Below are 18237 nucleotides of genomic sequence, written 5' to 3'. Positions count from 1 at the left end.
GGAGGTAAGTGCATGCACTATCAGCTTTACTACTGGCCGATGATCCAGGGCCGCGGCGAATATGTGAGGCTCGCGCTCGAGGATGCGGGCGCGGGCTACACCGATGTGGCGCGTGGCAAGGGCGGCATGGGTGCGATGACGAAGATGATGGACGCGCACAACGGCACGCCGCCGTTCGCGCCGCCATTCCTCAAGGCCGGCAGCCTGCTGATCGGGCAGACCGCCAACATCCTGCTCTATCTCGGCTCGCGTCACGGCCTGGCGCCGAAGGCGGAAGCCGGAAAGCTCTGGGTGCACCAATTGCAACTGACGATCGCGGACTTCGTGCTGGAGATCCACGACACCCATCATCCGCTCGGCCCGTCGCTGTACTACGAGGACCAGAAGGCGCCGGCGAAGAAGCGCACCGCGGAATTCTGGGCATCGCGGGTGCCGAAATATCTCGGCTATTTCGAGGACCTGGTTCAGGCGAATGGCGGCGCGTTCGTCACCGGACGCCGGATCAGCTACGCCGACCTCTCGCTGTTCCAGATCGTCGAAGGCCTGCGCTACGCGTTTCCGAAACGAATGGCGGCGTTCGAGAAGAAGGTGCCGCGCCTGATCGCATTGCGCGATCGCGTCGCCGAGCGGCCGAACATCAAGGCGTATCTGGCGAGCGAACGGCGGATTCGGTTCAACGAGGAAGGCATCTTCCGCCGCTACAAGGCGCTGGATCTGTGATGTCGTCATTCCGGGGCGACGCGAAGCGGCGAGCCCGGAATCCATAACCCCAGTCGTGAGTATGGATTCCCCGATGCGCAATTGCGCATCTGCGGCCTGTGCCTTTGGCGCATCCCGGAATGACGAAGAGAATGAGAGCTATCGGTTCCGCCCGTCCACCGGCGTCATGGTGATCTTCGACAGGTCGATGCCGTCGATGCAGCTGACATTCAGCGCGACGACATCGCCGCCGTCGGGCTTCTTGCCGCGCGCGAACACGTCGACGCCGCAATCGACGCAGAGCTGGTGATGGATGGCGTGGCGGTTGAACAGATATTCCTTCAGGTTCTCGGCGCCGGCACGGAGCTGGAAGCTTGTCGGCGCCATGAACACGAAGTGCAGGCCCTTCTTGGTGCAGATCGAGCAGTTGCAGGCGGTCACCATCGCCATGTCGGTGGTGCATTCGAAGCGGACCTGCCCGCAATGGCAGCCGCCGGTGTAGACCTTGTTCTCAGCCATGATCGTCCCTCACCACAGTCCGGGCACGAGGCGATAGCGCACCCGCGCCGCATAATCGGCATAACCTGACAATCCCGCCACCAGCGTGCGCTCCTCGATGCGGGTGCGGATCGCAAACATCACGAAGAACACCGGCACGAAGGCAAGGCCCCACCAGGAGCCCAGCATCGTCGGCACGGCGATGAAGAACAGCATCACGCTCGTATACATCGGATGGCGGACCAGCGCGTAGGGGCCGCTCGAGATCACGTGATGATCGCGCTCGGTCTGCACCTTCACGACCGGGGCGGCAAACGAATTGGTGCGGAACACCCACAGGACCAGCACGGTCGAGAGCAGATACAGCGCGAGGCCAAGCACGATCAGCGGCACGCCGGCATCGGCGCCGTCGAAGCGGCGATCGAGCCCCATCGCGACGAACCACAGCACGGCGACGACGACGAACACCAGCACGAACCGCTTGTCCGCCGCGGGCTGGCCCTCGCGCGCGGTGAGGCGCATGCGCTCGGCAAGCAGCCCGGGATCGACCCTGGCAAGCCAGAATCCGCAGGCCGGACCGATCACCGCCGAGGCGATCAGATAGGTCCACGCGCCGGGCCAGTGCAGCATGCCGGCGAAGCCGAACAGCAGCGCGGCCATGGCGATGACGAAGACGGTGTTTTGCAGGAGGAGCTTTGCGATCATGGGCGGCACCGCGCGATTCCAACGGCGATTATCGCACTGTTTTTCCGGCAAACATGCGACCGCATTCATCAACTTTCGGAGCGGGAGAAACGTTCCCGCGCCGGCGCGGCGTTGACAGTCATATAAGTAATTGCTTATATATTTTCATGACCGCCGCCATGCAACTGACCGCCGTGCTCAAGACCCTCGCGGATCCGACCCGCCGGGCGGTGTTCGAGCGGATTGCGCGGGAGGGCGAGATCGCCGCAACCGGGCTGGTGCTGGGTTCGAAGGTGTCGCAGCCGGCGGTGTCGCAACATCTGCGCGCGCTGCGCGATGCCGGCCTCGTCGCCGAGCGACGCGAGGGCCGGCATATCCATTATCGCGTCGCGCCGAAGGGGCTCGGTCCGCTGATCGACTGGCTCAGCCATTACGAGACATTCTGGGCCGAGCGCTTCGCCAGCCTGGAGAAGCTGCTGAAGGAGAGTGAGTGATGGGTGAGACGCGTGCGATCACGGTCGAAAAAGTGCTGCCCTACGCGGCCGAGAAGATCTGGCGGACCTTGACGACGAGCGACCGGATCGCGAAATGGCTGATGCCGAACGATTTCGTTGCCGCCGTCGGCCACCGCTTCAACTTCCACACCAAGCCGATCGGCGACTGGGACGGCGTCGTGCATTGCGAGGTGCTGGATTGCGATCCGCCGCGCCTCTTGCGCTATTCCTGGAAGGGCGGCGCCGACACCAATCCGGAGTACGGCTCGAAGCTCGACACGGTCGTCACCTGGACGCTGACGCCGGTCGAGGGCGGCACCCATCTGCGGATGGTGCATGACGGCTTCGTGCTGCCGGGTAACCGGTTCGCGTTCGACATGATGAGCCCGGGATGGGGCAAGGTGCTCGACGGCGTCGCCCGCCTCACCGACGAAGGCTGATCACTCGTTGTTGCCGCGGCGAACCGTGATCGATGCGTCGTTTTTGTTGCGGGTGCATTCGAGGTTGAGGCGGCGGTAGCGCATCGTGATGGTGTTGCCGCGCAGGATGCCCATGCGCTTCAGGCAGCGCGAGGTGCCGGTCACGGCGTCGTCCTTCGGCACGGTGAAGATCAGTGCCGTGGCGGAGCCGACCAGGTTGAAGAACTCCGGCTTCATCTTGCGATCGGTCTTGGCATAGAGCTCGATCGAATAGTCCTTGCCACGGCAGCCGAGCGACAATTCCTTCGCCGCGGGGTGCGTGAGGTATGTGATGTTGGCGGCGCTGAAATTGACCTTCAGCCCGTCGATCTGGCCGGCGAGCTGCTTGGCGATGTCGACGCAGGGATCGGCATGCGCGGGCGCTGCGGCAAAAGCGGTTGCGAGCGCGAGCAGCGCGGCGGGCAGGGTGGAGCTGATGCCCAAAGGCAAGCGTCGGCGCAACGATGCTGTCACGAAATACCCCCGCGGTATGAAAATACGCGAAGCTACATGCAGGCTCCCGCCGAGCGCGTCAATACGGCCGGCCCGTCAGGATGGGCACTTGCCGTCCTGCGCCTTGGAGGCGCCGGCGGCCCGGCGCTCGCAGTCATTGCCGTAGGTCTTGCCGTCGCAGCCGCAGACCGGCTTGTAGATCTTGTTGCAGATCGTCGGCCGGAACGCGCAGCTGCCGGTCTGGTCGGCACGGCCGCATTGCCCGGGCTTGAACTGGCAGAACTGGCCGCCACGGCTGCATTGCAGGCCGGCGATGCCGCCGCACGCTCGGCCGAGCCGAGCCGCGTCAGTGCTGGCCGGGAGCGCGATCAACAAGGCCAGCACTGCGAATGAGGCGAAAAGCCCTGATTTCATGATGGCCCCCTTTGCGAACCCCTTGGTCGCTTTCATGGATTGCGTGGCGTAGTGGCAACCCGGGATTACGGCAGGATGAAACATTAGCACGGGGATTGCCGCCGCAGCGCATGGCTGGAAGGCCGCCGGCTTCCCTTTCCTTTGTCCGAAAAAGGCTTAGAACGGCTCTACATTGCCGGGCGGCCCCGCGGCTGGCACCGGCCTTTCGAACCGACGTGCAGCCCAAAGAGCACCCCATGAACGCCCCGACCGCCTTTCCCGACCAGCAGAAGCCCGTTCCGCCCTACAAGCACACGCCCTTGTTCCCGCTTGGCGCGGATACCACGCCCTACAAGAAGGTCACGAGCGAGGGCGTCCGGGTCGAGAAGGTGTTGGGCAAGGACATGCTGGTGGTGTCGCGGGAGGCGCTGCGCGCGCTCTCCGAAGCCGCGTTCGGTGACATCAATCACTATCTGCGGCCTGGGCATCTGAAGCAGCTCCGCAACATCCTGGAAGACAAGGAAGCCAGCGACAACGACAAGTTCGTCGCCTTCGATTTCCTGAAGAACGCCAACATCGCCGCCGGCGGCGTGCTGCCGATGTGCCAGGACACCGGCACGGCGATCATCATGGGCAAGAAGGGTTGCAACGTCATCACCGACGGCGAGGACGAGGCCGCGCTCTCCGAGGGCGCACGCGACGCCTATCTGCGCCGCAACCTGCGCTACTCGCAGGTCGCTCCCCTGTCGATGTATGAGGAGAAGAACACCGCCAACAACATGCCGGCGCAGTGCGAGATCTACGCCGAGGGCGATGACGCCTACAAGTTCATGTTCATGGCCAAGGGCGGCGGCAGCGCCAACAAGAGCTTCCTGTTCCAGGCAACGCCCTCGGTGCTGACCAAGGACCGGCTGCTGGCGTTCCTGAAGGAGAAGGTGCTGACGCTCGGCACCGCGGCATGCCCACCCTATCACCTGGCGATCGTGATCGGCGGCACCTCGGCCGAGCTCTGCATGAAGACCGTGAAGCTTGCTTCCGCGCGCTATCTGGATGCGCTGCCGACCCACGGCTCGCCTGATGGCAATGCGTTCCGCGATCTCGAGATGGAGCAGGAAATCCTCAAGATGACGCAGTCGCTCGGGGTGGGCGCGCAGTTCGGCGGCAAATACTTCTGCCACGACGTCCGCGTGATCCGGATGCCGCGCCACGGCGCCTCGCTGCCGATCGGGCTTGGCGTGTCCTGCTCGGCGGACCGCCAGGTGCTCGGCAAAATTACCAAAGACGGCGTCTATCTCGAGGAGCTCGAGCACAATCCGGCGCAATATCTGCCGGCGGTCGAGCAGTCGCTCGGCGGCGAGGTGGTCAAGATCGATCTCAACAAGCCGATGAAGGACATCCTGGCGACGCTGTCGCAATATCCGATCAAGACCCGGGTCTCGATGACCGGCACCATGATCGTCGCGCGCGACTCCGCGCACGCCAAGCTGCGCGAGCGGCTGGAGAAGGGCGAGCCGCTGCCGGATTATTTCAAGAACCACCCGGTCTATTACGCCGGTCCCGCCAAGACGCCCGACGGCTATGCCTCCGGCGCGTTCGGTCCGACCACCGCGGGACGCATGGATTCCTTCGTCGACCAGTTCCAGGCCGCAGGCGGCTCGATGGTGATGGTCGCCAAGGGCAACCGCGCGGTCGCGGTGCGCGAGGCCTGCAAGAAGCATGGCGGCTTCTATCTCGGCTCGATCGGCGGTGCGGCGGCGAACCTCGCCGAGCACTGCATCAAGAAGGTCGAGGTGGTCGAGTATCCCGAGCTCGGCATGGAAGCGATCTGGCGCATCGAAGTGGTCGACTTCCCGGCCTTCATCATCATCGATGACAAGGGCAACGACTTCTTCAAGGAATTGAATCTGGGTTGATCGCGGTCGGCCTCGACGGATTTTCAAAGGGCTGGGTCGCCGTCACCATCGATGGCGACCGGCGCACGGTTTCCTTTCACGGCGATATTGCGGCCGCGCTCGCGCGGCCGTTCGACCGTGCCGGGATCGATATCCCGATCGGCATGACCGATGACGGCGAGCGCATCTGCGATCTTCTTGCCCGCGAACGCCTGCGTCCGCACAGCTCGCGCGTCTTCACCGGCGCGCGGCGCTGGCTGTGGCGGGAATTTTCCGATCCCGACAAGGCCAATAGAGACGCGTTACGCCGCGGCCAGACCCGCGTCTCACGCCAGCTCTGGCATCTCGGCAACAAGATCATGGAGGTCGATGCGTTCGTTCGCGACAACGCTGGGCGTGACATCCGCGAGGTGCATCCAGAACTGGTTTTCCTGCGGCTGAATGGCGGCGTGCCGCTGCCGGCGAAGAAATCGCAAGCGGGTGACGTCCTTCGCCGCAAGCTGCTCAAGCGCTCGGGCTTTCGCGAGATCGATCGCTGGCTCACCGTGACGCGGATCGGCTCCGGCGCCAAACGCGACGACGTACTCGATGCCTGCGCGGTGGCCATTGCCGCGCATGAACCGACTGGCTGCGTTCCCGAAGGAGCGCGGCCGCTGGATGCGCATGGTCTGCCGATGCAGATCTGGTTCTAGCCCGCGCTAGCTGGCTTCGGCTACGATCCGGCCGATCTCCGCAAGAATGGCTTCCTGCGTCGCGACAGGCGTCGGCGCGTCCGCGAGATAGGCTGCGACCACGATCGGGGCGCGGCCCGGCGGCCAGATCACGCCGACATCGTTGGTTGCGATGCCCTTCCAGGTGCCGGGCTTGTTGGCGATCCGCCATCCCTGCGGCAGTCCGGCCCGCAGCCGGGTCGTTGCGGCGTCCTTCGCGCCGGCCATCCAGCCGGTCAGCCGTGCGCGCGAGGGCTCCGACAGCGCATCTCCGAGAAGCAGCCGTTGCAGTGTCCGCGCCATGGCGGCCGGCGAGGTGGTGTCGTGCTGCTCGCCCGGCTTGACGATGTTTAGATCCAGTTCGACCCGATCGAGACGCGTGACCGGATCGCCCAGCGAGCGCAGGTAAGCCGTCAGGGCGGCGGGGCCGCCGAAGCTCGCCAGCAGCAGATTGGCGGCGGTGCTGTCGCTCACCGTCACGGCCGCCTCGCAGAGCTCTGCGACCGTCATCCCTCCGGGACCAACGTGAGGTTGGGTCGCGACCGATGGTGGTACCAGATCGCGTTCGGAGAAGACGACGCGGCGGTCCAGTTGTTCCTCGCCGCGGTCGACCCGCGCCAGCACAAGGGCCACGGCGAGCGCCTTGAAGGTGCTGCACATGGCAAACCGCTGGTCGATGCGGTTGCCGATGAGCTTGCCGGTCGCGGTGTCCAGCAGGGCGACACCCAGCCGGCCACGGCTTTGGACCTCGACGTCCTTCAAGCGATGTTCGATGCTGTGCTGCCCAGGCTCGGCTCGTGCAGCGGATACGCGCAGCGCCGGAACGGCCATGGCCGATGCCGCAAGCACAATACGGCGTGTGATTGAGGTCGGCATATCACCTACTTTCCGGTTTGCCGGCGATCGCCCGCCAGAGCGGCTGACGTGATCGGGAGGAAAGTTGGCGAAATTGTTGCCGGCAGCCATGCTGGCGTTCACACCATGGTGCCGATAAAAATTCAGGCCGCGCCGGTCATCGGCGCGGCCTGAATGTTCGATGCGGAATAATCCGATCCGCCTGGTCGGTGTGTCAGGCGCGGGTGCCGGTGAAGGGGAAGCTGCCCATCGGGCCGATGCCCATCTCGCCGGAGATGCCGTCGCCCGAAACCTTGCCGCTGAATTCCAGCGTCAGCGGCATCGGGTTGGTGATGGAAACCTTCCAGGCGACGCTGTCGCCATTCACGGTGCCGTCGAATATCTCGGTGGAATTGCCTTCGGCGCCTTGCGTGCCGGTGAGCGTGCCGCCCGAGCTCGAAAGCGACAGCGTCGCCTTGCGCTCGCCCATCGGCGTCGTCATCGTCAGATTCCAGTTTCCGTCCACCGCCATAATAGATGTCTCCCCTCGAGATGAATGCGTGCGCGGGTATAGCCCATCTTGCCGCGCGCGCCTAGTTCGCCGCTGCGGCGATCAGGCGCGGGCGGCGGCGCGCAGCCGGTTGCCGATCAGGAAGCGGAAGGCGACGTACTGGATCGCGAAGGCGGCGATCTTGGCGCCGAGCAGCACCACCGACACGTAGAACGCCCACAGCTTCATGTCGCCGGTCGCCGCGATCGCAATCGTGCCCGCGGCGAGGATGAACATCAACCCGGCCCAGGCATAGCCGGCGAGGGTGGCGTATTCCGGAATGGTCTGGGTCACGATCGGCGGCAGATAGCGCAGCATCCAGCCGCGCTTGAGCATGATCGCACCGATCGCGATATGGCCGATCGCGGGCTTCGCCAGCACGAAACGCGGATCGTTGGTGAGGAGCGTCGCGCCACCCAGCACGATCACGAGCCCGAGGCTCGCCCAGGTCATATAGCCGAGTTCCTGTCCCTTCACCCGCGCATAGATCACCTGCGCGATCGCGCCGACGATCGCAACGCCGGTGGCGATCAGCACGTTGTCGGTCGCGAGATAGACCACCAGGAACACGATGGTGGAGAGGAAGTCGCTCGCAAGCTTGGCAAATACGCTCTTCATCGTCGTGGTTTCCGTTTCCTCGGGCGCGTGATTGTTCTGCGATGGCTAACGGCTGCGTCAGTGCGACGGCAGCGCGCTGGCGGGCGGCGTGCCGTACTTGGCCGCGCGATAGTGCGGGTACCAGCGGGTGAAGCCGACCGCGGCGTTGCGCGCGGCGAAGGCGACGAGGAGGCCGGTCCATAGCGGCAAGGTCGGCATGTAGAGCACCGCGATGTTGCCGATCATCATCAACAGCGTCGCGGCCGCCCAGGCTCCGGTGATCAAATAGTTGGCGTGGATGAAGCCGGGCAGTTTCGCGGTCTCGGCATCGAACTGCTCGACGGCATATTGCAGGGTGAAGGGATGACCGATCAGCATCGAACCGAATGACACGAGGAGGATGCCGGCATCGACGGCGATCTTGACTGCGATGCTGCTCGGCGTTGCGTCGACGAAGGTCAGATAGATGCCAATCGCGGTGAACACGATCACCGAACCGATGCCGAGGGTGTTGATGCTGCGGCCGCGCGCGACATCGAAGGCGATGACGGCAAGGCAGATCAGGGCAGCACAGAGCAGGCTCACGGTCGCCGAGGTCATCAGCATCAGCGTGGCGAAGGCGCCGTAGGGAGCGAGGATCAGGAAGATCGTCATTGCAAGCCTCGAAGGCTGATCTTTACACCGTAAAGATACCCTAGGGGCGGAAAAGGAGAGCGTCAAGCGAAATCTTTACAGTGTCAAAATCGTGAGGTGTCACTGAAAAAGTGAGTGTTTCCAAGGTCGATGTACCAAGCTTGAAGATGCTTCCTTCTTGCCGCTCTCTGTGGTCGGGCTGTCCCGGCCATCCCGGGTCTTTCTTCGGCTGGCGGCAAAGACGTGGATGCCCGGCACGAGGCCGGGCATGACGAGTGGAGAGATTTGGCGCTTCGCCTTTGGGACGATTGGCAGCTACTCCGCCCCGACCCAATTGCCATGGAATCCATCAGGCACGCGGTGGCCGAGATGGACCAGCGCGGTCGGGCCGGCCTCGACGTCCTGCGCATTGAACACGGCGAGGTCGCTGCGGTTCTCGCGGGCGCGCCAGACCACGGCGAGCAGCCAGCCGTCGCCTTCCGCGGCATCGGCACTGCGCTCGACGAAGACGGGCTCCGAGATCGTATCACCGGCGGGCAACAGGTAGTGACCGAGCCGTTTGCCACGGCCGTCGACATGCACGATGCCCGACAGCGCGCCGAACATCGGCAGGTTGGGATTGGCGCAGGCGTACCAGCCGTGATTGCTCGCAAGGCCGGCGCGGCGATCGTCGACGCGGGGAAATTCGCCGGTGAGGTCGTCGAGATAGGTTTGCGTGAAGCGGTCGGTGTTGCCGGCGAGGTCGAAGGTCCAGCGGCAATAGCGCGCCCGGTTCTTCTGCGGATCGGTCGGCGAGCCGTCGGGATGGTTGAACAGCGGCGCCTCTTCGAACTGCATCACGTCGGCGATGATGCGGTTGCCTTCCTCCCACGCGTTCATGACGTGGAAAACGTAGCAGGTCTCGGCGCGGAACCAGACGATGTCCTTGGACGAGCCGCTGCGCTTCATGACGCCGACATAGGCGCCTTTCTCCGGCTCCCAGGCGTAGGGTGCCTGGCCGCGCATCGCGCGTTGCATGCTGCCGGTGATCGGCAGGATCGGGAACAGGACATGGTTCTCGGTGACGATGAAGTCGTGCACCATGCTGGCATAGGGCGCCTCGAAGCGTTCGAAACGCTTGACCTCGCCGGACGAACTCACGGAGCCGTACGATAGCGCTGGCGTCAGCGGACCGGCGGCGTTGTAGCCGAAGAACACCATCTCGCCGGTGACCGGATCGATCTTGGGATGCGCGGAGAACGGGCCGGAGATCGCGCCCTTGTAGTCGCAATAGCCGAGGCGATTGAGCGTGCCGGGTTCGATTTCGGTCGGCAGATGGCTCTCGACCAGCGCGAGCAGCTTGCCGCCGTGGAAGATGATGTTGGTGTTGGCGACGCAGCCATCGACCGTGATGTCGGCGGGCGCGTCCGGTAGCTTGCGGCCGAAGCCGCCGAACAGCGCGCGGCCGGCGTCGTGCTCGGCCTGCCATTTCGCGGTGCGGACCCAGCGGTTGCGGTAGCTGGCGCGGCCGTTCTCGAGATGGAAGGCGTGCAGCATGCCGTCACCGACGAACCAGTGCGCGCCCGGCACGTCGAACTGCGGATTGGGGCCGTTGCGGTACAGCGTGCCGTTCAGCTCGCGCGGCAATTCGCCCGTGATCTTCAGGAACGGTGCGTCGGCTTCAAATGGGATCGGCGCCAGATTGGAGCGCGCCGTATTCGATGTCACCTGGTCGAGCATCCCGGATCTCCCTGAATTATGATCTTTACATCGTAAAGATATCAGTAGGGATCGCGCAGTCGATCGTCAAGCAAAATCTTTACAGTGTAAAAATTGCGACCTATAACGGTCGCATGGCAAGATTATCCAAGGAAAACAAGGCGGCGCGCGCGGCGCCGGCCCGGACCCGCCGGGCGCGGGCGGAAGCGGGCCGTCCGGTGCAGCGTCGCCGGGCCAGCGATACACCGTATCATCATGGCGATCTGCATGAGGCGTTGCTGAAGGCGGCCGAGCGCGTGCTCGAACGCGACGGGCTGCCGGGGTTGACCTTGCGCGCGGTGGCGCGCGAGGCCGGCGTGTCGCACGCCGCGCCGACGCATCATTTCGGCGATCTCACCGGCCTGCTCAGCGAACTCGCGGCGATCGGTTTCCGGCAATTCGGCCAGGCGATGAACGCCGCCGGCGCCTCGGCGGCGACGCCGCCCGAGAAGGGCGCGGCGAGCGCCAAGGCCTACGTCGCCTATGCGCAGGCGCATCCCGGCATGTACGGGCTGATGTTCCGCAGCGAGCGGCTCGATCATTCGCGGCCGTCGCTGCACGAGGCGTCGGAAGCGTCGTTCGCCGGGTTGACCCGCGGCGTCGGCGCCAGCCGGCATGAGGAGATTTCCAAGGAGCAGCTGACGCTGGACCAGGCCGCCGCGATCGCATCGGCCTGGTCGGTGGTGCATGGCTTCACCACGCTGCTGCTCGACGGGCGTCTCAAGACGATCCTGGATCGCGCCCCCGCGGGCACGTCAGCGGACATGCTGTTGAGCGCCATGCTGCGCCTGTCTGTGGGCAAACAGCCGCGGCCGTGAGCGATGCATGGTAGCGGAGCTTCGCGCGATCAGCGCTTGGTGAGCGATGTGGTCCGGCCGCTCTGGCCGATGGTCTTGACCTGGTCGATGCCGCATCTGAAGTCACGCGCGAAATCGTCGGCGGCCTGCCGCGCCAGCTCGTTGGCGTTGGGGTTGGCCGCGACGTCGACATAGGCGACATGGCAGACTTCGCCCGGCGGCAGCCGCGTCACCGCGAGCATCGCGCGTGAGACCGGGCCGCCGCGCTTGTTCTGCTCGCTGTTGTCGGCGATCTGCCAGCGCTGGATGATCGCGAACGGCTTGCTGCCGGCGGCGCGCCATTCGAGCGTATCGCCGGTCGAGTTGAACGGGCCGAACCAGGCCTGCGCCGCCGGTTCCTTGGCTGCCGCGGCGTGATCTCGACCCACCGAGACCACTTCACGCAAGTCGCCCTCGTTGATCAGCACCACGAGGCCGGACTTTCCCGGGCAGAGGCGCGTGCTGCTGCCGTCCTCCGCATTGGGCTTGCCGATCATGCGGCAGGCCTTCGGCGCCGTCGACGTGTAGGAACTCGTGATCGTTTCCGCGCCGGCCTGGCCAGCATTTGCGCCGGCAAGCACCATCACGACTGTTGCAAAAGCAAGGTATTTCATCGGGGGAAACCTGCGATCCGGACGTTACTTTGTGTCTGACTTATGCAATCTGGGGAAGGTTCAATAGACACGCGGGAAACACCTGACAGGCGCGCGGAATCGTCCTAGAAGGGCGGCTTCGCAACTTCTGTCGCGTGCACCCATCGTGCCGTAACCTCGATCGACATGCCCACGATTTCATCGAACAAACCCTATCGCGTCGGCCGTTCCCGGACCGGCCTTGGCCTTTTCGCCACCAAGCCGATCAAGAAGGGTGACAAGATCATCCGCTATTTCGGCCCGATCCTCGACTCCAAGAAAAAGGACGAGGATGAGATCGAGAACAAATATCTGTTCGAGCTGACCAATCGCTGGACCATCGACGGCTCGATCCGCGAGAACATCGCCCGCTACATCAACCACGCCTGCCGGCCGAACGCGGAATCCGATGTCCGCCCGCGCAAGCGCAAGGTGTTCATCCGCGCCATCAAGAACATCGAGCCGGGCGACGAGATCAATTACGACTACGGAACCGACTATTTCAAAGCCTATCTGAAGCCGATCGGCTGCAAGTGTGATGCCTGCGAGAAGAAGCGCAAGAAGAAGCGCGCGGAGGCGCGGGCGGAGCGGCAACGGTTGAAGGAAAAGGCCGAGCGCAAGGCGCAGCGGCAGGCCGAGAAGCTCGCCAACGAGAGGGCGAAGCAACGGGTCAAGGCGAAGGCCCAGAAGGCAGCTCCGAAGTCCAACGGCGCGCTGAACGGCAAGCACCTCAACGGCCATAGCCTGACCGGCAAGGCGGCCAAGACAAGCAAGAAGGCCGCCGCTCCGAAGCGCAGCGGTGCCGCGCGGGCTCTACAGGCCTGAGTCATGACGCCCGCGCGGCATGGCGCGGAGGACGCGGCCGGTAAGCGCATTCGGCCAGCGTGGTTCCATCGAGTTCGCGCATGAACGCCTCGCGCGCCGCGGCAAGCCGCGCCTTCAGCCGGCAGCGCGGCAGCAGCATGCAATCGCCGCCATCATCCCTGAAACATTCGACCAGCGCGCTGCCGCCTTCCAGTGCGCGCACCACCTGGCCGAGCGTGATCGTCTCCGCCGGACGCGCCAGCGCAAAGCCGCCGCCAGCGCCGCGCTGGGTGGCGATGAAGCCGGTCTCGGCGAGGTCGCGCACCACCTTGGCGAGATGATTGCGGGAAATGCCGAACTCGGCCGCGATCTCGCCGGTGGCAAATGAGCGGTCCGGCTCGCCGGCCAGCCGCATCAGGGCACGCAGGGCAAAATCCGTGAACGACGTCAGGCGCATGGAAGCCCCTCGCATTGGGCACTTGGCGCAACCTCCATAGCGCGATAAATAGGTATTTGAAATACCTATTTAAGGAGACCCGCGATGGCGGAGGCAGAGCGCCGCGAGCAGATCACGGCCGGCATTGTCGAGCGGACCGGGATCACCGAGGCCATGATCGAGCAACTGGTGCACGGCTTCTATGCCAGGGTCCGGAGCGATGCGATGCTGGCGCCGGTGTTCGAGGCCAGGATCACCGATTGGGAGCCGCATCTGACGCAGATGTGCGCGTTCTGGTCGTCGGTGGCGCTGATGACGGGCCGCTATCATGGCACGCCGATGGTCAAGCACATGAGACTGCCGATCGATGCCGCGCATTTCGACCGCTGGCTTGAGCTGTTCGAGGCGACCGCGCATGAGCTGTGCCCGCCGGTCGCGGCGGTTCATTTCATCGAGCGCGCGCGCCGCATCGCCGCGAGCCTGGAGATGGGCGTCGCCAGCGGACACGGCGTGATGCTGGCGGTCGGGGAGAGATTCGAACTACCTCTCCGTCATTCCGGGGCTCGCGAAGCGAGAGCCCGGAATCCATCGGGCCACAGTTCTTGAAGTAAAATGGAATCCGGGCTCGCGCCAAGAGGCGCGCCCTCAGGTGCGCAATTGCGCACCGGGGAATCCCGCTTCCCAAGAGATGGATTGCGCCGCTGCGCTCGCAGTGACGGTCGCTGCTACGCCGCCACCACGCCTTCGCTCCGCCGCAGCCCGACATATTGCAGCTCGGCGAACACGCCGGTGGCGATCGCCTGGGCGAGGATCACGATGGTCCCGAGCAGATTCGGCGCCACCGCGCCCGAGAGCAACAGTGCGACGCTGGCGAGCGTCCAGGCCGCGTTGCCGATGACCACCAGCATCACCACCGCTCTCGGCACGGATGCGCGCAGGCCGAGCCAGCCGACCAGCGCGGTGTAGGCGATCAGGAACAACCCGGTTTCGCGCAGCAGCGCTTCGGGCAGATTGAAGAACGACGCCAGCGCGCCGGCATCGAGCGACATCACGACGGCGGATACGCCGCTGAAGGCGGCATCGGCAAGCAAGGCGCGGCGCAGCAGCTGGGACGAATGGATCATGGCAGTGTCTCCTCTGGTCTGGGATGGGTGGTCAGCGGAACAGGGACCGCAACTGACGCCACACGCGGTGTGGGCACAGCGCCTTGCCGACCCTCATCTCGACCGCATAGACCTGCGCGAACACGAACAGGCCGGTGTCGTGCACGATCGGCTGCGGCATGTTGAGCGAGCGTGCGACCAGCCAGGTGGCCAGATGGACCAGCCACGGCAGCAGGACGGCGAAGGCGCGGATAAGGGACAGCATCAGCATGGTCATCTCCTGTGCCGTGGAAGATGAGCCAGCCTGCGCGCCAATTCGATTACCTCAGGCGTAATGGAACGGGCGAATTCCGCATGATAGGTTTTGCACCATGAACGCACATGCATCCCTGGCGCGGGCCGAGCCCGCGAAACCCGTCCTGATCGGCGAGCACCTGCGCGAGTGGCGGCAGCGCCGCCATCTCAGCCAGCTCGACCTCGCCGTCGATGCCGAGATCTCGGCGCGGCATTTGAGCTTCGTCGAGACCGGCCGCTCGGCGCCGTCGCGCGACATGGTCCTCAAACTGGCGGAGCGCCTCGACGTGCCCCTACGCGAACGCAACGTGCTGCTGGTCGCCGCGGGTTTCGCCCCCGCATTTCCGCAACGCTCGCTGGAGGACCCCGCACTGAAATCGGCGCGCGAGGCGATCAACCTGGTGCTCAAGGCGCATGAGCCCAATCCGGCGCTGGCCTATGACCGGCACTGGAATCTGGTCTCCGCCAACCGCATGGTGGCGCCGCTGCTCGAGGGGGTGCCGCAGCGGCTGCTCGGCCAGCCCTTCAACATCCTGCGGCTCGCTTTCCATCCCGAGGGCCTGGCGCCACGCACGGTCAATCTGGCGGAATGGGCCGCGCATCTCCTGGAGCGGCTGCACCGGCAATGCGAGGCGACCGCCGATCCGGAATTGCTGAAGCTCTATCAGGACCTGAAATCCTATCCGATCCCGGCGCGCTCGGCGCCGATCACGGCGGACAACAATGTCGCGCTGCCATTCAAGCTGCGCCTCAATGGCGAGATCCTGAGTTTCATCTCGACCACCATGGTGTTCGGTACCCCGGTCGACATCACGTTGCAGGAACTGGCGCTGGAGACCTTCTTCCCGGCCGACGAGCTGACCGCGGAGCGGATGCGGCAGATGGCAGCCAGTATGAAATAGCGGCTTGTCTCGGGGCGCTTTCGGCCTAATTTTGGGGTTCCACTTGCGCCGGGAGCCCCGCCATGAGCGATCTGAAGCCGCTTCGCCTCGACATCGTCTCCGACGTCGTTTGCCCCTGGTGCTATATCGGCAAGCATCGCATCGAGGACGCGCTCAAGCTGGTGCCCGACGTACCGGTCGAGGTGCACTGGCGGCCGTTCTTCCTCAACAATTGGGTACCGCGCGAGGGCATCAGCCGCGACGAATATCTGACCGCCAAGTTCGGCTCGGTCGACGCCTACAAGGGGATTGCCGGCCGCGTGGTCGCCGCTGCCAACGAGGAGGGGCTGACCTACCACCCCGAGCTCGTCAAGCGCCAGCCCAACACGATCGACTGCCACCGCCTGATCCATTGGGCCGAGGCCAAGGGCAAGGCGGCAGAGATGAAGCAGCGGCTGATGGAATTGTATTTCCGCGACGGCGGTGATCTCACCGACACCAACGTGCTGGTGCAGGCGGCAAGCGATGTCGGGCTCGACGCCGACGACGTGCGCAAGCGTCTTGCCAGCGACGAGGATGTCGCCCTGGTCTCGGCGCAGGCCCAGGAGGCCGCCGAGAAGGGCATCTCCGGCGTGCCGACCTTCGTGTTCGCGCAGAAATACGCCGTGTCCGGCGCCCAGCCGGCCGAGCAGCTCGCCCGCGCCATCCGCCAGGTCTCGGCCGAGATCAACGCGCAGGCCGCGGAATAGTCCGCAATCCTCATCGAAAGCCCGGCTCATGCCGGGCTTTTCGTTTGCCCACCATCCATCGGAAACAATCAGGGAGACAACCATGATCTATGAGCTGCGCACCTACACGGTACGTCCAGGCACCGTCGGCGAGATGGTGAAGGCGGCGAGCACGATCTCGCGCGACATCCGCGCCGATAATTTCGGCAAGCTGGAGGGCTACTGGATCACCGAGATCGGTCCGCTCAATCAGGTCATGCACATGTGGAGCTACGCCGATCTCAACGAGCGGACGAAGCTGCGCGCCGAGCTCGGGAAGAATCCGCGCTGGACCGGCGAATACATTCCGGCGATCCGTCCGCTGCTGCTGCGCCAGGAGGTCCGGCTGATGAACGCGATCATCCCGCCGGTGGCCCCCGCCACCAAGGGCAACCTCTACGAATTCCGCAACTACCGGGCCAAGCCGCTCGGTGGTGTCAAGCAGTGGCTCGATCTGTTCACCGGCGTGATGCCGGAGCGCGAGAAGTATTCGAAGATCGTCGGCCTGTGGGCCACCGACGCCGGGCAGCCGAATGAGGTCTGCCATATCTGGGCCTATCCCGATCTCAACGCCCGCGCCGCCGCGCGCGGCGCAGCGATGAAGGACCCGGCCTGGCAGGAATTCCTCGGCAAGGGCACGCTGCTGCTGGAGGAGATGAATTCGACCATCATGCTGCCGGCGCCGCATTCGCCGTTGCAATGACAAGGGCGGCGTTCGCCCGCGCAGGACGAAAGCCGACAGAGTAGAAAGCCTCACCCGACGTCTCCATCGGATGAGGCTTTCCAGGCAAGGGCACGCGCCGTCTGAGAACCAGCGCACCACAACGCTAGAGGGGCAAGCTGACGCCAACCTGACGGCGGCCCCGATCATTTCCTGATGTGTCTGCATGGCTACGAAAGGGTAAACCGTTCGTAGCCATGAATGGTGTTCGTTCAGTGCGCCGGGCGCGCTACGAATGCCAGGGTGGCGTCAAGCGATGTGATGCCGCTTGATCCAGTGCGACAATTTGCTCCGCGCCATTCTCGAACGCCGTGACCATGTCCGCAATCCGGTCGAGCTCGGCAAGAGCGTCGATCTTCAGGACCTTGTTGTCCGGCGTCGCGTCGCGCCAGCCATCCCAATCGGACATTTGCCGGTTCGTGAGCGACAACAGGTCGCGGTAGACATTGACGTGAAGAAACCACAGGCCGGTGGTCCCGGCATGCCCAAAGGCGCCGGCCGCGACCGCGTTGCTTCGCGCCAGCTGCCAGGCCTGCGCTGCCGTAAGAAACGCATCGCGCGGCAGGTCCGCGCAGTCGAACGTGATCTGCTGCTGCTCGATCTGAAGCGCATCGAGCTGCGCGTCGGCCTGCCTCCAGCGCTGCTCGCCCGGCGACCAATATTCGCAGATCCAGTGGTCGTGATAGATGTCGCCGGCGATGTAGGTGGCGAAGCCGCAGCGCACCCGCGCCGGGATCGACCGGTGGCGGAGCATGCTGCACAGCAGGAGCGCGTAGTCGCGACAGGTGCCGAAGGTGCGATTGCGCGGCGGGCGTGTCGCGGTGAGCGATCCGGCGAACGACGCCTGGGTCGCTTGCAACCGATCGGCGACCGGCTGGGTTTGCCTGATCATCGGGGCATCGGGCGGCATGTCGTAGAGCTGCGCCAGGGCGACATGGACGATCAGCCCAGAGACGACCTCGCGCAGTCCGGCGATCGTCTCCGGCAGATCGTCATATGCTCCGGCGAATGCGCCAGGGTCGGTCAGCGCGTCTTGCCGGACGTAGCATTGCTGGATCGTCACGTTCCCGCCGGATCACGATGTCATCGGCTCGAGGCCGTCGCGCCAAGCCTATCGATCCGCGCAGGCTC

25 protein-coding genes are annotated in these 18237 nt (G+C 64.8%); 11 read left to right on the top strand and 14 right to left on the bottom strand.

Translation table 11 applies throughout. The annotated features are described in order from the left end of the window. Positions 1–12: 12 nt before the first annotated feature. Positions 13–720, top strand: coding sequence for a glutathione S-transferase (locus CWS35_RS31010; RefSeq protein WP_100955256.1), 708 nt, complete (start codon positions 13–15; stop codon positions 718–720). 138 nt (positions 721–858) lie between these two features. Here CWS35_RS31010 and CWS35_RS31005 read toward each other — a convergent pair whose 3' ends face one another. Then, positions 859–1218 (bottom strand): GFA family protein, encoded by a 360-nt coding sequence (locus CWS35_RS31005; RefSeq protein ID WP_024580937.1) that lies wholly within the window; start codon positions 1216–1218, stop codon positions 859–861. A gap of 9 nt (positions 1219–1227) precedes the next feature. Then, positions 1228–1902: an isoprenylcysteine carboxylmethyltransferase family protein gene (locus tag CWS35_RS31000; protein WP_100955255.1), complete on the bottom strand. Its 675-nt coding sequence runs from the start codon at positions 1900–1902 to the stop codon at positions 1228–1230. Between the two features lie 146 nt (positions 1903–2048). Between CWS35_RS31000 and CWS35_RS30995 the strand changes: the two genes are divergently transcribed. Both CWS35_RS30995 and CWS35_RS30990 read left to right on the top strand, forming a co-directional pair. Then, positions 2049–2375, top strand: a complete 327-nt coding sequence (locus CWS35_RS30995; RefSeq protein ID WP_100955254.1) for a helix-turn-helix transcriptional regulator — start codon at positions 2049–2051, stop codon at positions 2373–2375. Beyond that, positions 2375–2815: an SRPBCC domain-containing protein gene (locus CWS35_RS30990; protein WP_024580934.1), complete on the top strand. Its 441-nt coding sequence runs from the start codon at positions 2375–2377 to the stop codon at positions 2813–2815. Before CWS35_RS30995 ends, CWS35_RS30990 begins: the two co-directional genes overlap by 1 nt. Here the strand turns inward: CWS35_RS30990 and CWS35_RS30985 are convergent, their stop codons facing one another. Both CWS35_RS30985 and CWS35_RS30980 read right to left on the bottom strand, forming a co-directional pair. Further along, entirely contained in the window at positions 2816–3277 is a 462-nt protein-coding gene (locus CWS35_RS30985; RefSeq protein ID WP_100955253.1) for a hypothetical protein, read from the bottom strand. A gap of 105 nt (positions 3278–3382) precedes the next feature. Beyond that, positions 3383–3700, bottom strand: a complete 318-nt coding sequence (locus tag CWS35_RS30980; protein WP_100956823.1) for a Kazal-type serine protease inhibitor family protein — start codon at positions 3698–3700, stop codon at positions 3383–3385. Between the two features lie 236 nt (positions 3701–3936). Here CWS35_RS30980 and CWS35_RS30975 point away from each other — a divergent pair, with 236 nt between their 5' ends. Further along, complete coding sequence (locus tag CWS35_RS30975; RefSeq protein WP_024580932.1) at positions 3937–5592, top strand: fumarate hydratase; 1656 nt, start codon at positions 3937–3939, stop codon at positions 5590–5592. After that, entirely contained in the window at positions 5589–6263 is a 675-nt protein-coding gene (locus tag CWS35_RS30970) for a DUF429 domain-containing protein (protein WP_100955252.1), read from the top strand. Before CWS35_RS30975 ends, CWS35_RS30970 begins: the two co-directional genes overlap by 4 nt. Before the next feature lie 6 nt (positions 6264–6269). Here CWS35_RS30970 and bla read toward each other — a convergent pair whose 3' ends face one another. From bla to CWS35_RS30945, 5 genes are all read right to left on the bottom strand, one after another. Then, positions 6270–7157, bottom strand: coding sequence for a class A beta-lactamase (gene bla / locus CWS35_RS30965; protein ID WP_100955251.1), 888 nt, complete (start codon positions 7155–7157; stop codon positions 6270–6272). A gap of 193 nt (positions 7158–7350) precedes the next feature. Continuing rightward, on the bottom strand, positions 7351–7647 hold the full coding sequence (locus CWS35_RS30960; protein WP_024580929.1) for a hypothetical protein: 297 nt from the start codon (positions 7645–7647) through the stop codon (positions 7351–7353). Positions 7648–7728: 81 nt separating this feature from the next. Continuing rightward, positions 7729–8283, bottom strand: coding sequence for an inner membrane-spanning protein YciB (locus tag CWS35_RS30955; protein ID WP_024580928.1), 555 nt, complete (start codon positions 8281–8283; stop codon positions 7729–7731). Positions 8284–8340: 57 nt separating this feature from the next. Continuing rightward, positions 8341–8916 (bottom strand): hypothetical protein, encoded by a 576-nt coding sequence (locus tag CWS35_RS30950; RefSeq protein WP_100955250.1) that lies wholly within the window; start codon positions 8914–8916, stop codon positions 8341–8343. A gap of 294 nt (positions 8917–9210) precedes the next feature. Next, positions 9211–10614 (bottom strand): carotenoid oxygenase family protein, encoded by a 1404-nt coding sequence (locus CWS35_RS30945; RefSeq protein ID WP_024580925.1) that lies wholly within the window; start codon positions 10612–10614, stop codon positions 9211–9213. A 113-nt stretch (positions 10615–10727) separates the two neighbouring features. On the opposite strand from CWS35_RS30945, the gene CWS35_RS30940 reads away from it, so the two are divergent. Next, a complete protein-coding gene (locus CWS35_RS30940; protein ID WP_024580924.1) occupies positions 10728–11450 on the top strand; it encodes a TetR/AcrR family transcriptional regulator in 723 nt (240 codons plus the stop codon). Between the two features lie 29 nt (positions 11451–11479). On the opposite strand, the gene CWS35_RS30935 is transcribed toward CWS35_RS30940, so the two are convergent. Next, positions 11480–12082, bottom strand: coding sequence for a hypothetical protein (locus CWS35_RS30935; protein WP_245438748.1), 603 nt, complete (start codon positions 12080–12082; stop codon positions 11480–11482). A gap of 165 nt (positions 12083–12247) precedes the next feature. Between CWS35_RS30935 and CWS35_RS30930 the strand changes: the two genes are divergently transcribed. Further along, complete coding sequence (locus tag CWS35_RS30930) at positions 12248–12925, top strand: SET domain-containing protein (protein ID WP_100955249.1); 678 nt, start codon at positions 12248–12250, stop codon at positions 12923–12925. 1 nt (position 12926) lies between these two features. Here CWS35_RS30930 and CWS35_RS30925 read toward each other — a convergent pair whose 3' ends face one another. Next, a complete protein-coding gene (locus CWS35_RS30925; RefSeq protein ID WP_024580921.1) occupies positions 12927–13361 on the bottom strand; it encodes an Rrf2 family transcriptional regulator in 435 nt (144 codons plus the stop codon). Between the two features lie 84 nt (positions 13362–13445). Between CWS35_RS30925 and CWS35_RS30920 the strand changes: the two genes are divergently transcribed. Then, positions 13446–13946 carry a group III truncated hemoglobin gene (locus CWS35_RS30920; RefSeq protein ID WP_024580920.1) on the top strand — a complete coding sequence of 167 codons (501 nt, stop codon included), beginning with the start codon at positions 13446–13448 and terminating at the stop codon, positions 13944–13946. A 119-nt stretch (positions 13947–14065) separates the two neighbouring features. Here the strand turns inward: CWS35_RS30920 and CWS35_RS30915 are convergent, their stop codons facing one another. Both CWS35_RS30915 and CWS35_RS30910 read right to left on the bottom strand, forming a co-directional pair. Continuing rightward, on the bottom strand, positions 14066–14464 hold the full coding sequence (locus CWS35_RS30915) for a hypothetical protein (protein WP_024580919.1): 399 nt from the start codon (positions 14462–14464) through the stop codon (positions 14066–14068). A gap of 31 nt (positions 14465–14495) precedes the next feature. Next, positions 14496–14720 (bottom strand): hypothetical protein, encoded by a 225-nt coding sequence (locus CWS35_RS30910; protein WP_024580918.1) that lies wholly within the window; start codon positions 14718–14720, stop codon positions 14496–14498. A gap of 94 nt (positions 14721–14814) precedes the next feature. Here CWS35_RS30910 and CWS35_RS30905 point away from each other — a divergent pair, with 94 nt between their 5' ends. The 3 genes from CWS35_RS30905 (at position 14815) to CWS35_RS30895 (ending at position 17088) form a co-directional block, all read left to right on the top strand. Continuing rightward, complete coding sequence (locus CWS35_RS30905) at positions 14815–15639, top strand: helix-turn-helix domain-containing protein (protein ID WP_100955248.1); 825 nt, start codon at positions 14815–14817, stop codon at positions 15637–15639. A gap of 62 nt (positions 15640–15701) precedes the next feature. After that, positions 15702–16367, top strand: a complete 666-nt coding sequence (locus CWS35_RS30900; protein ID WP_024580916.1) for a DsbA family oxidoreductase — start codon at positions 15702–15704, stop codon at positions 16365–16367. A gap of 82 nt (positions 16368–16449) precedes the next feature. Continuing rightward, entirely contained in the window at positions 16450–17088 is a 639-nt protein-coding gene (locus CWS35_RS30895) for an NIPSNAP family protein (RefSeq protein ID WP_245438746.1), read from the top strand. Positions 17089–17335: 247 nt separating this feature from the next. On the opposite strand, the gene CWS35_RS30890 is transcribed toward CWS35_RS30895, so the two are convergent. Continuing rightward, positions 17336–18169 carry a transglutaminase-like domain-containing protein gene (locus tag CWS35_RS30890; protein WP_100955246.1) on the bottom strand — a complete coding sequence of 278 codons (834 nt, stop codon included), beginning with the start codon at positions 18167–18169 and terminating at the stop codon, positions 17336–17338. Positions 18170–18237: the final 68 nt, after the last annotated feature.

Origin of the sequence: Bradyrhizobium sp. SK17, assembly GCF_002831585.1 — a bacterium.
Taxonomy (GTDB): Bacteria; Pseudomonadota; Alphaproteobacteria; order Rhizobiales; family Xanthobacteraceae; genus Bradyrhizobium.
Note: the sequence above shows the minus strand (reverse complement) of the source record. Positions and strands in the feature narration are given on the sequence as shown.

What these genes read in the sequence shown, in the direction of transcription:
- CWS35_RS31010 (WP_100955256.1), top strand. Translation starts at nt 13, where the DNA reads ATGCACTATCAGCTTTACTACTGGCCGATGATCCAGGGCCGCGGCGAA.
- CWS35_RS31005 (WP_024580937.1), bottom strand. Translation starts at nt 1,218, where the DNA reads ATGGCTGAGAACAAGGTCTACACCGGCGGCTGCCATTGCGGGCAGGTC.
- CWS35_RS31000 (WP_100955255.1), bottom strand. Translation starts at nt 1,902, where the DNA reads ATGATCGCAAAGCTCCTCCTGCAAAACACCGTCTTCGTCATCGCCATG.
- CWS35_RS30995 (WP_100955254.1), top strand. Translation starts at nt 2,049, where the DNA reads ATGACCGCCGCCATGCAACTGACCGCCGTGCTCAAGACCCTCGCGGAT.
- CWS35_RS30990 (WP_024580934.1), top strand. Translation starts at nt 2,375, where the DNA reads ATGGGTGAGACGCGTGCGATCACGGTCGAAAAAGTGCTGCCCTACGCG.
- CWS35_RS30980 (WP_100956823.1), bottom strand. Translation starts at nt 3,700, where the DNA reads ATGAAATCAGGGCTTTTCGCCTCATTCGCAGTGCTGGCCTTGTTGATC.
- CWS35_RS30975 (WP_024580932.1), top strand. Translation starts at nt 3,937, where the DNA reads ATGAACGCCCCGACCGCCTTTCCCGACCAGCAGAAGCCCGTTCCGCCC.
- bla (WP_100955251.1), bottom strand. Translation starts at nt 7,157, where the DNA reads ATGCCGACCTCAATCACACGCCGTATTGTGCTTGCGGCATCGGCCATG.
- CWS35_RS30960 (WP_024580929.1), bottom strand. Translation starts at nt 7,647, where the DNA reads ATGGCGGTGGACGGAAACTGGAATCTGACGATGACGACGCCGATGGGC.
- CWS35_RS30955 (WP_024580928.1), bottom strand. Translation starts at nt 8,283, where the DNA reads ATGAAGAGCGTATTTGCCAAGCTTGCGAGCGACTTCCTCTCCACCATC.
- CWS35_RS30950 (WP_100955250.1), bottom strand. Translation starts at nt 8,916, where the DNA reads ATGACGATCTTCCTGATCCTCGCTCCCTACGGCGCCTTCGCCACGCTG.
- CWS35_RS30945 (WP_024580925.1), bottom strand. Translation starts at nt 10,614, where the DNA reads ATGCTCGACCAGGTGACATCGAATACGGCGCGCTCCAATCTGGCGCCG.
- CWS35_RS30940 (WP_024580924.1), top strand. Translation starts at nt 10,728, where the DNA reads ATGGCAAGATTATCCAAGGAAAACAAGGCGGCGCGCGCGGCGCCGGCC.
- CWS35_RS30935 (WP_245438748.1), bottom strand. Translation starts at nt 12,082, where the DNA reads ATGAAATACCTTGCTTTTGCAACAGTCGTGATGGTGCTTGCCGGCGCA.
- CWS35_RS30930 (WP_100955249.1), top strand. Translation starts at nt 12,248, where the DNA reads ATGCCCACGATTTCATCGAACAAACCCTATCGCGTCGGCCGTTCCCGG.
- CWS35_RS30925 (WP_024580921.1), bottom strand. Translation starts at nt 13,361, where the DNA reads ATGCGCCTGACGTCGTTCACGGATTTTGCCCTGCGTGCCCTGATGCGG.
- CWS35_RS30920 (WP_024580920.1), top strand. Translation starts at nt 13,446, where the DNA reads ATGGCGGAGGCAGAGCGCCGCGAGCAGATCACGGCCGGCATTGTCGAG.
- CWS35_RS30915 (WP_024580919.1), bottom strand. Translation starts at nt 14,464, where the DNA reads ATGATCCATTCGTCCCAGCTGCTGCGCCGCGCCTTGCTTGCCGATGCC.
- CWS35_RS30910 (WP_024580918.1), bottom strand. Translation starts at nt 14,720, where the DNA reads ATGACCATGCTGATGCTGTCCCTTATCCGCGCCTTCGCCGTCCTGCTG.
- CWS35_RS30905 (WP_100955248.1), top strand. Translation starts at nt 14,815, where the DNA reads ATGAACGCACATGCATCCCTGGCGCGGGCCGAGCCCGCGAAACCCGTC.
- CWS35_RS30900 (WP_024580916.1), top strand. Translation starts at nt 15,702, where the DNA reads ATGAGCGATCTGAAGCCGCTTCGCCTCGACATCGTCTCCGACGTCGTT.
- CWS35_RS30895 (WP_245438746.1), top strand. Translation starts at nt 16,450, where the DNA reads ATGATCTATGAGCTGCGCACCTACACGGTACGTCCAGGCACCGTCGGC.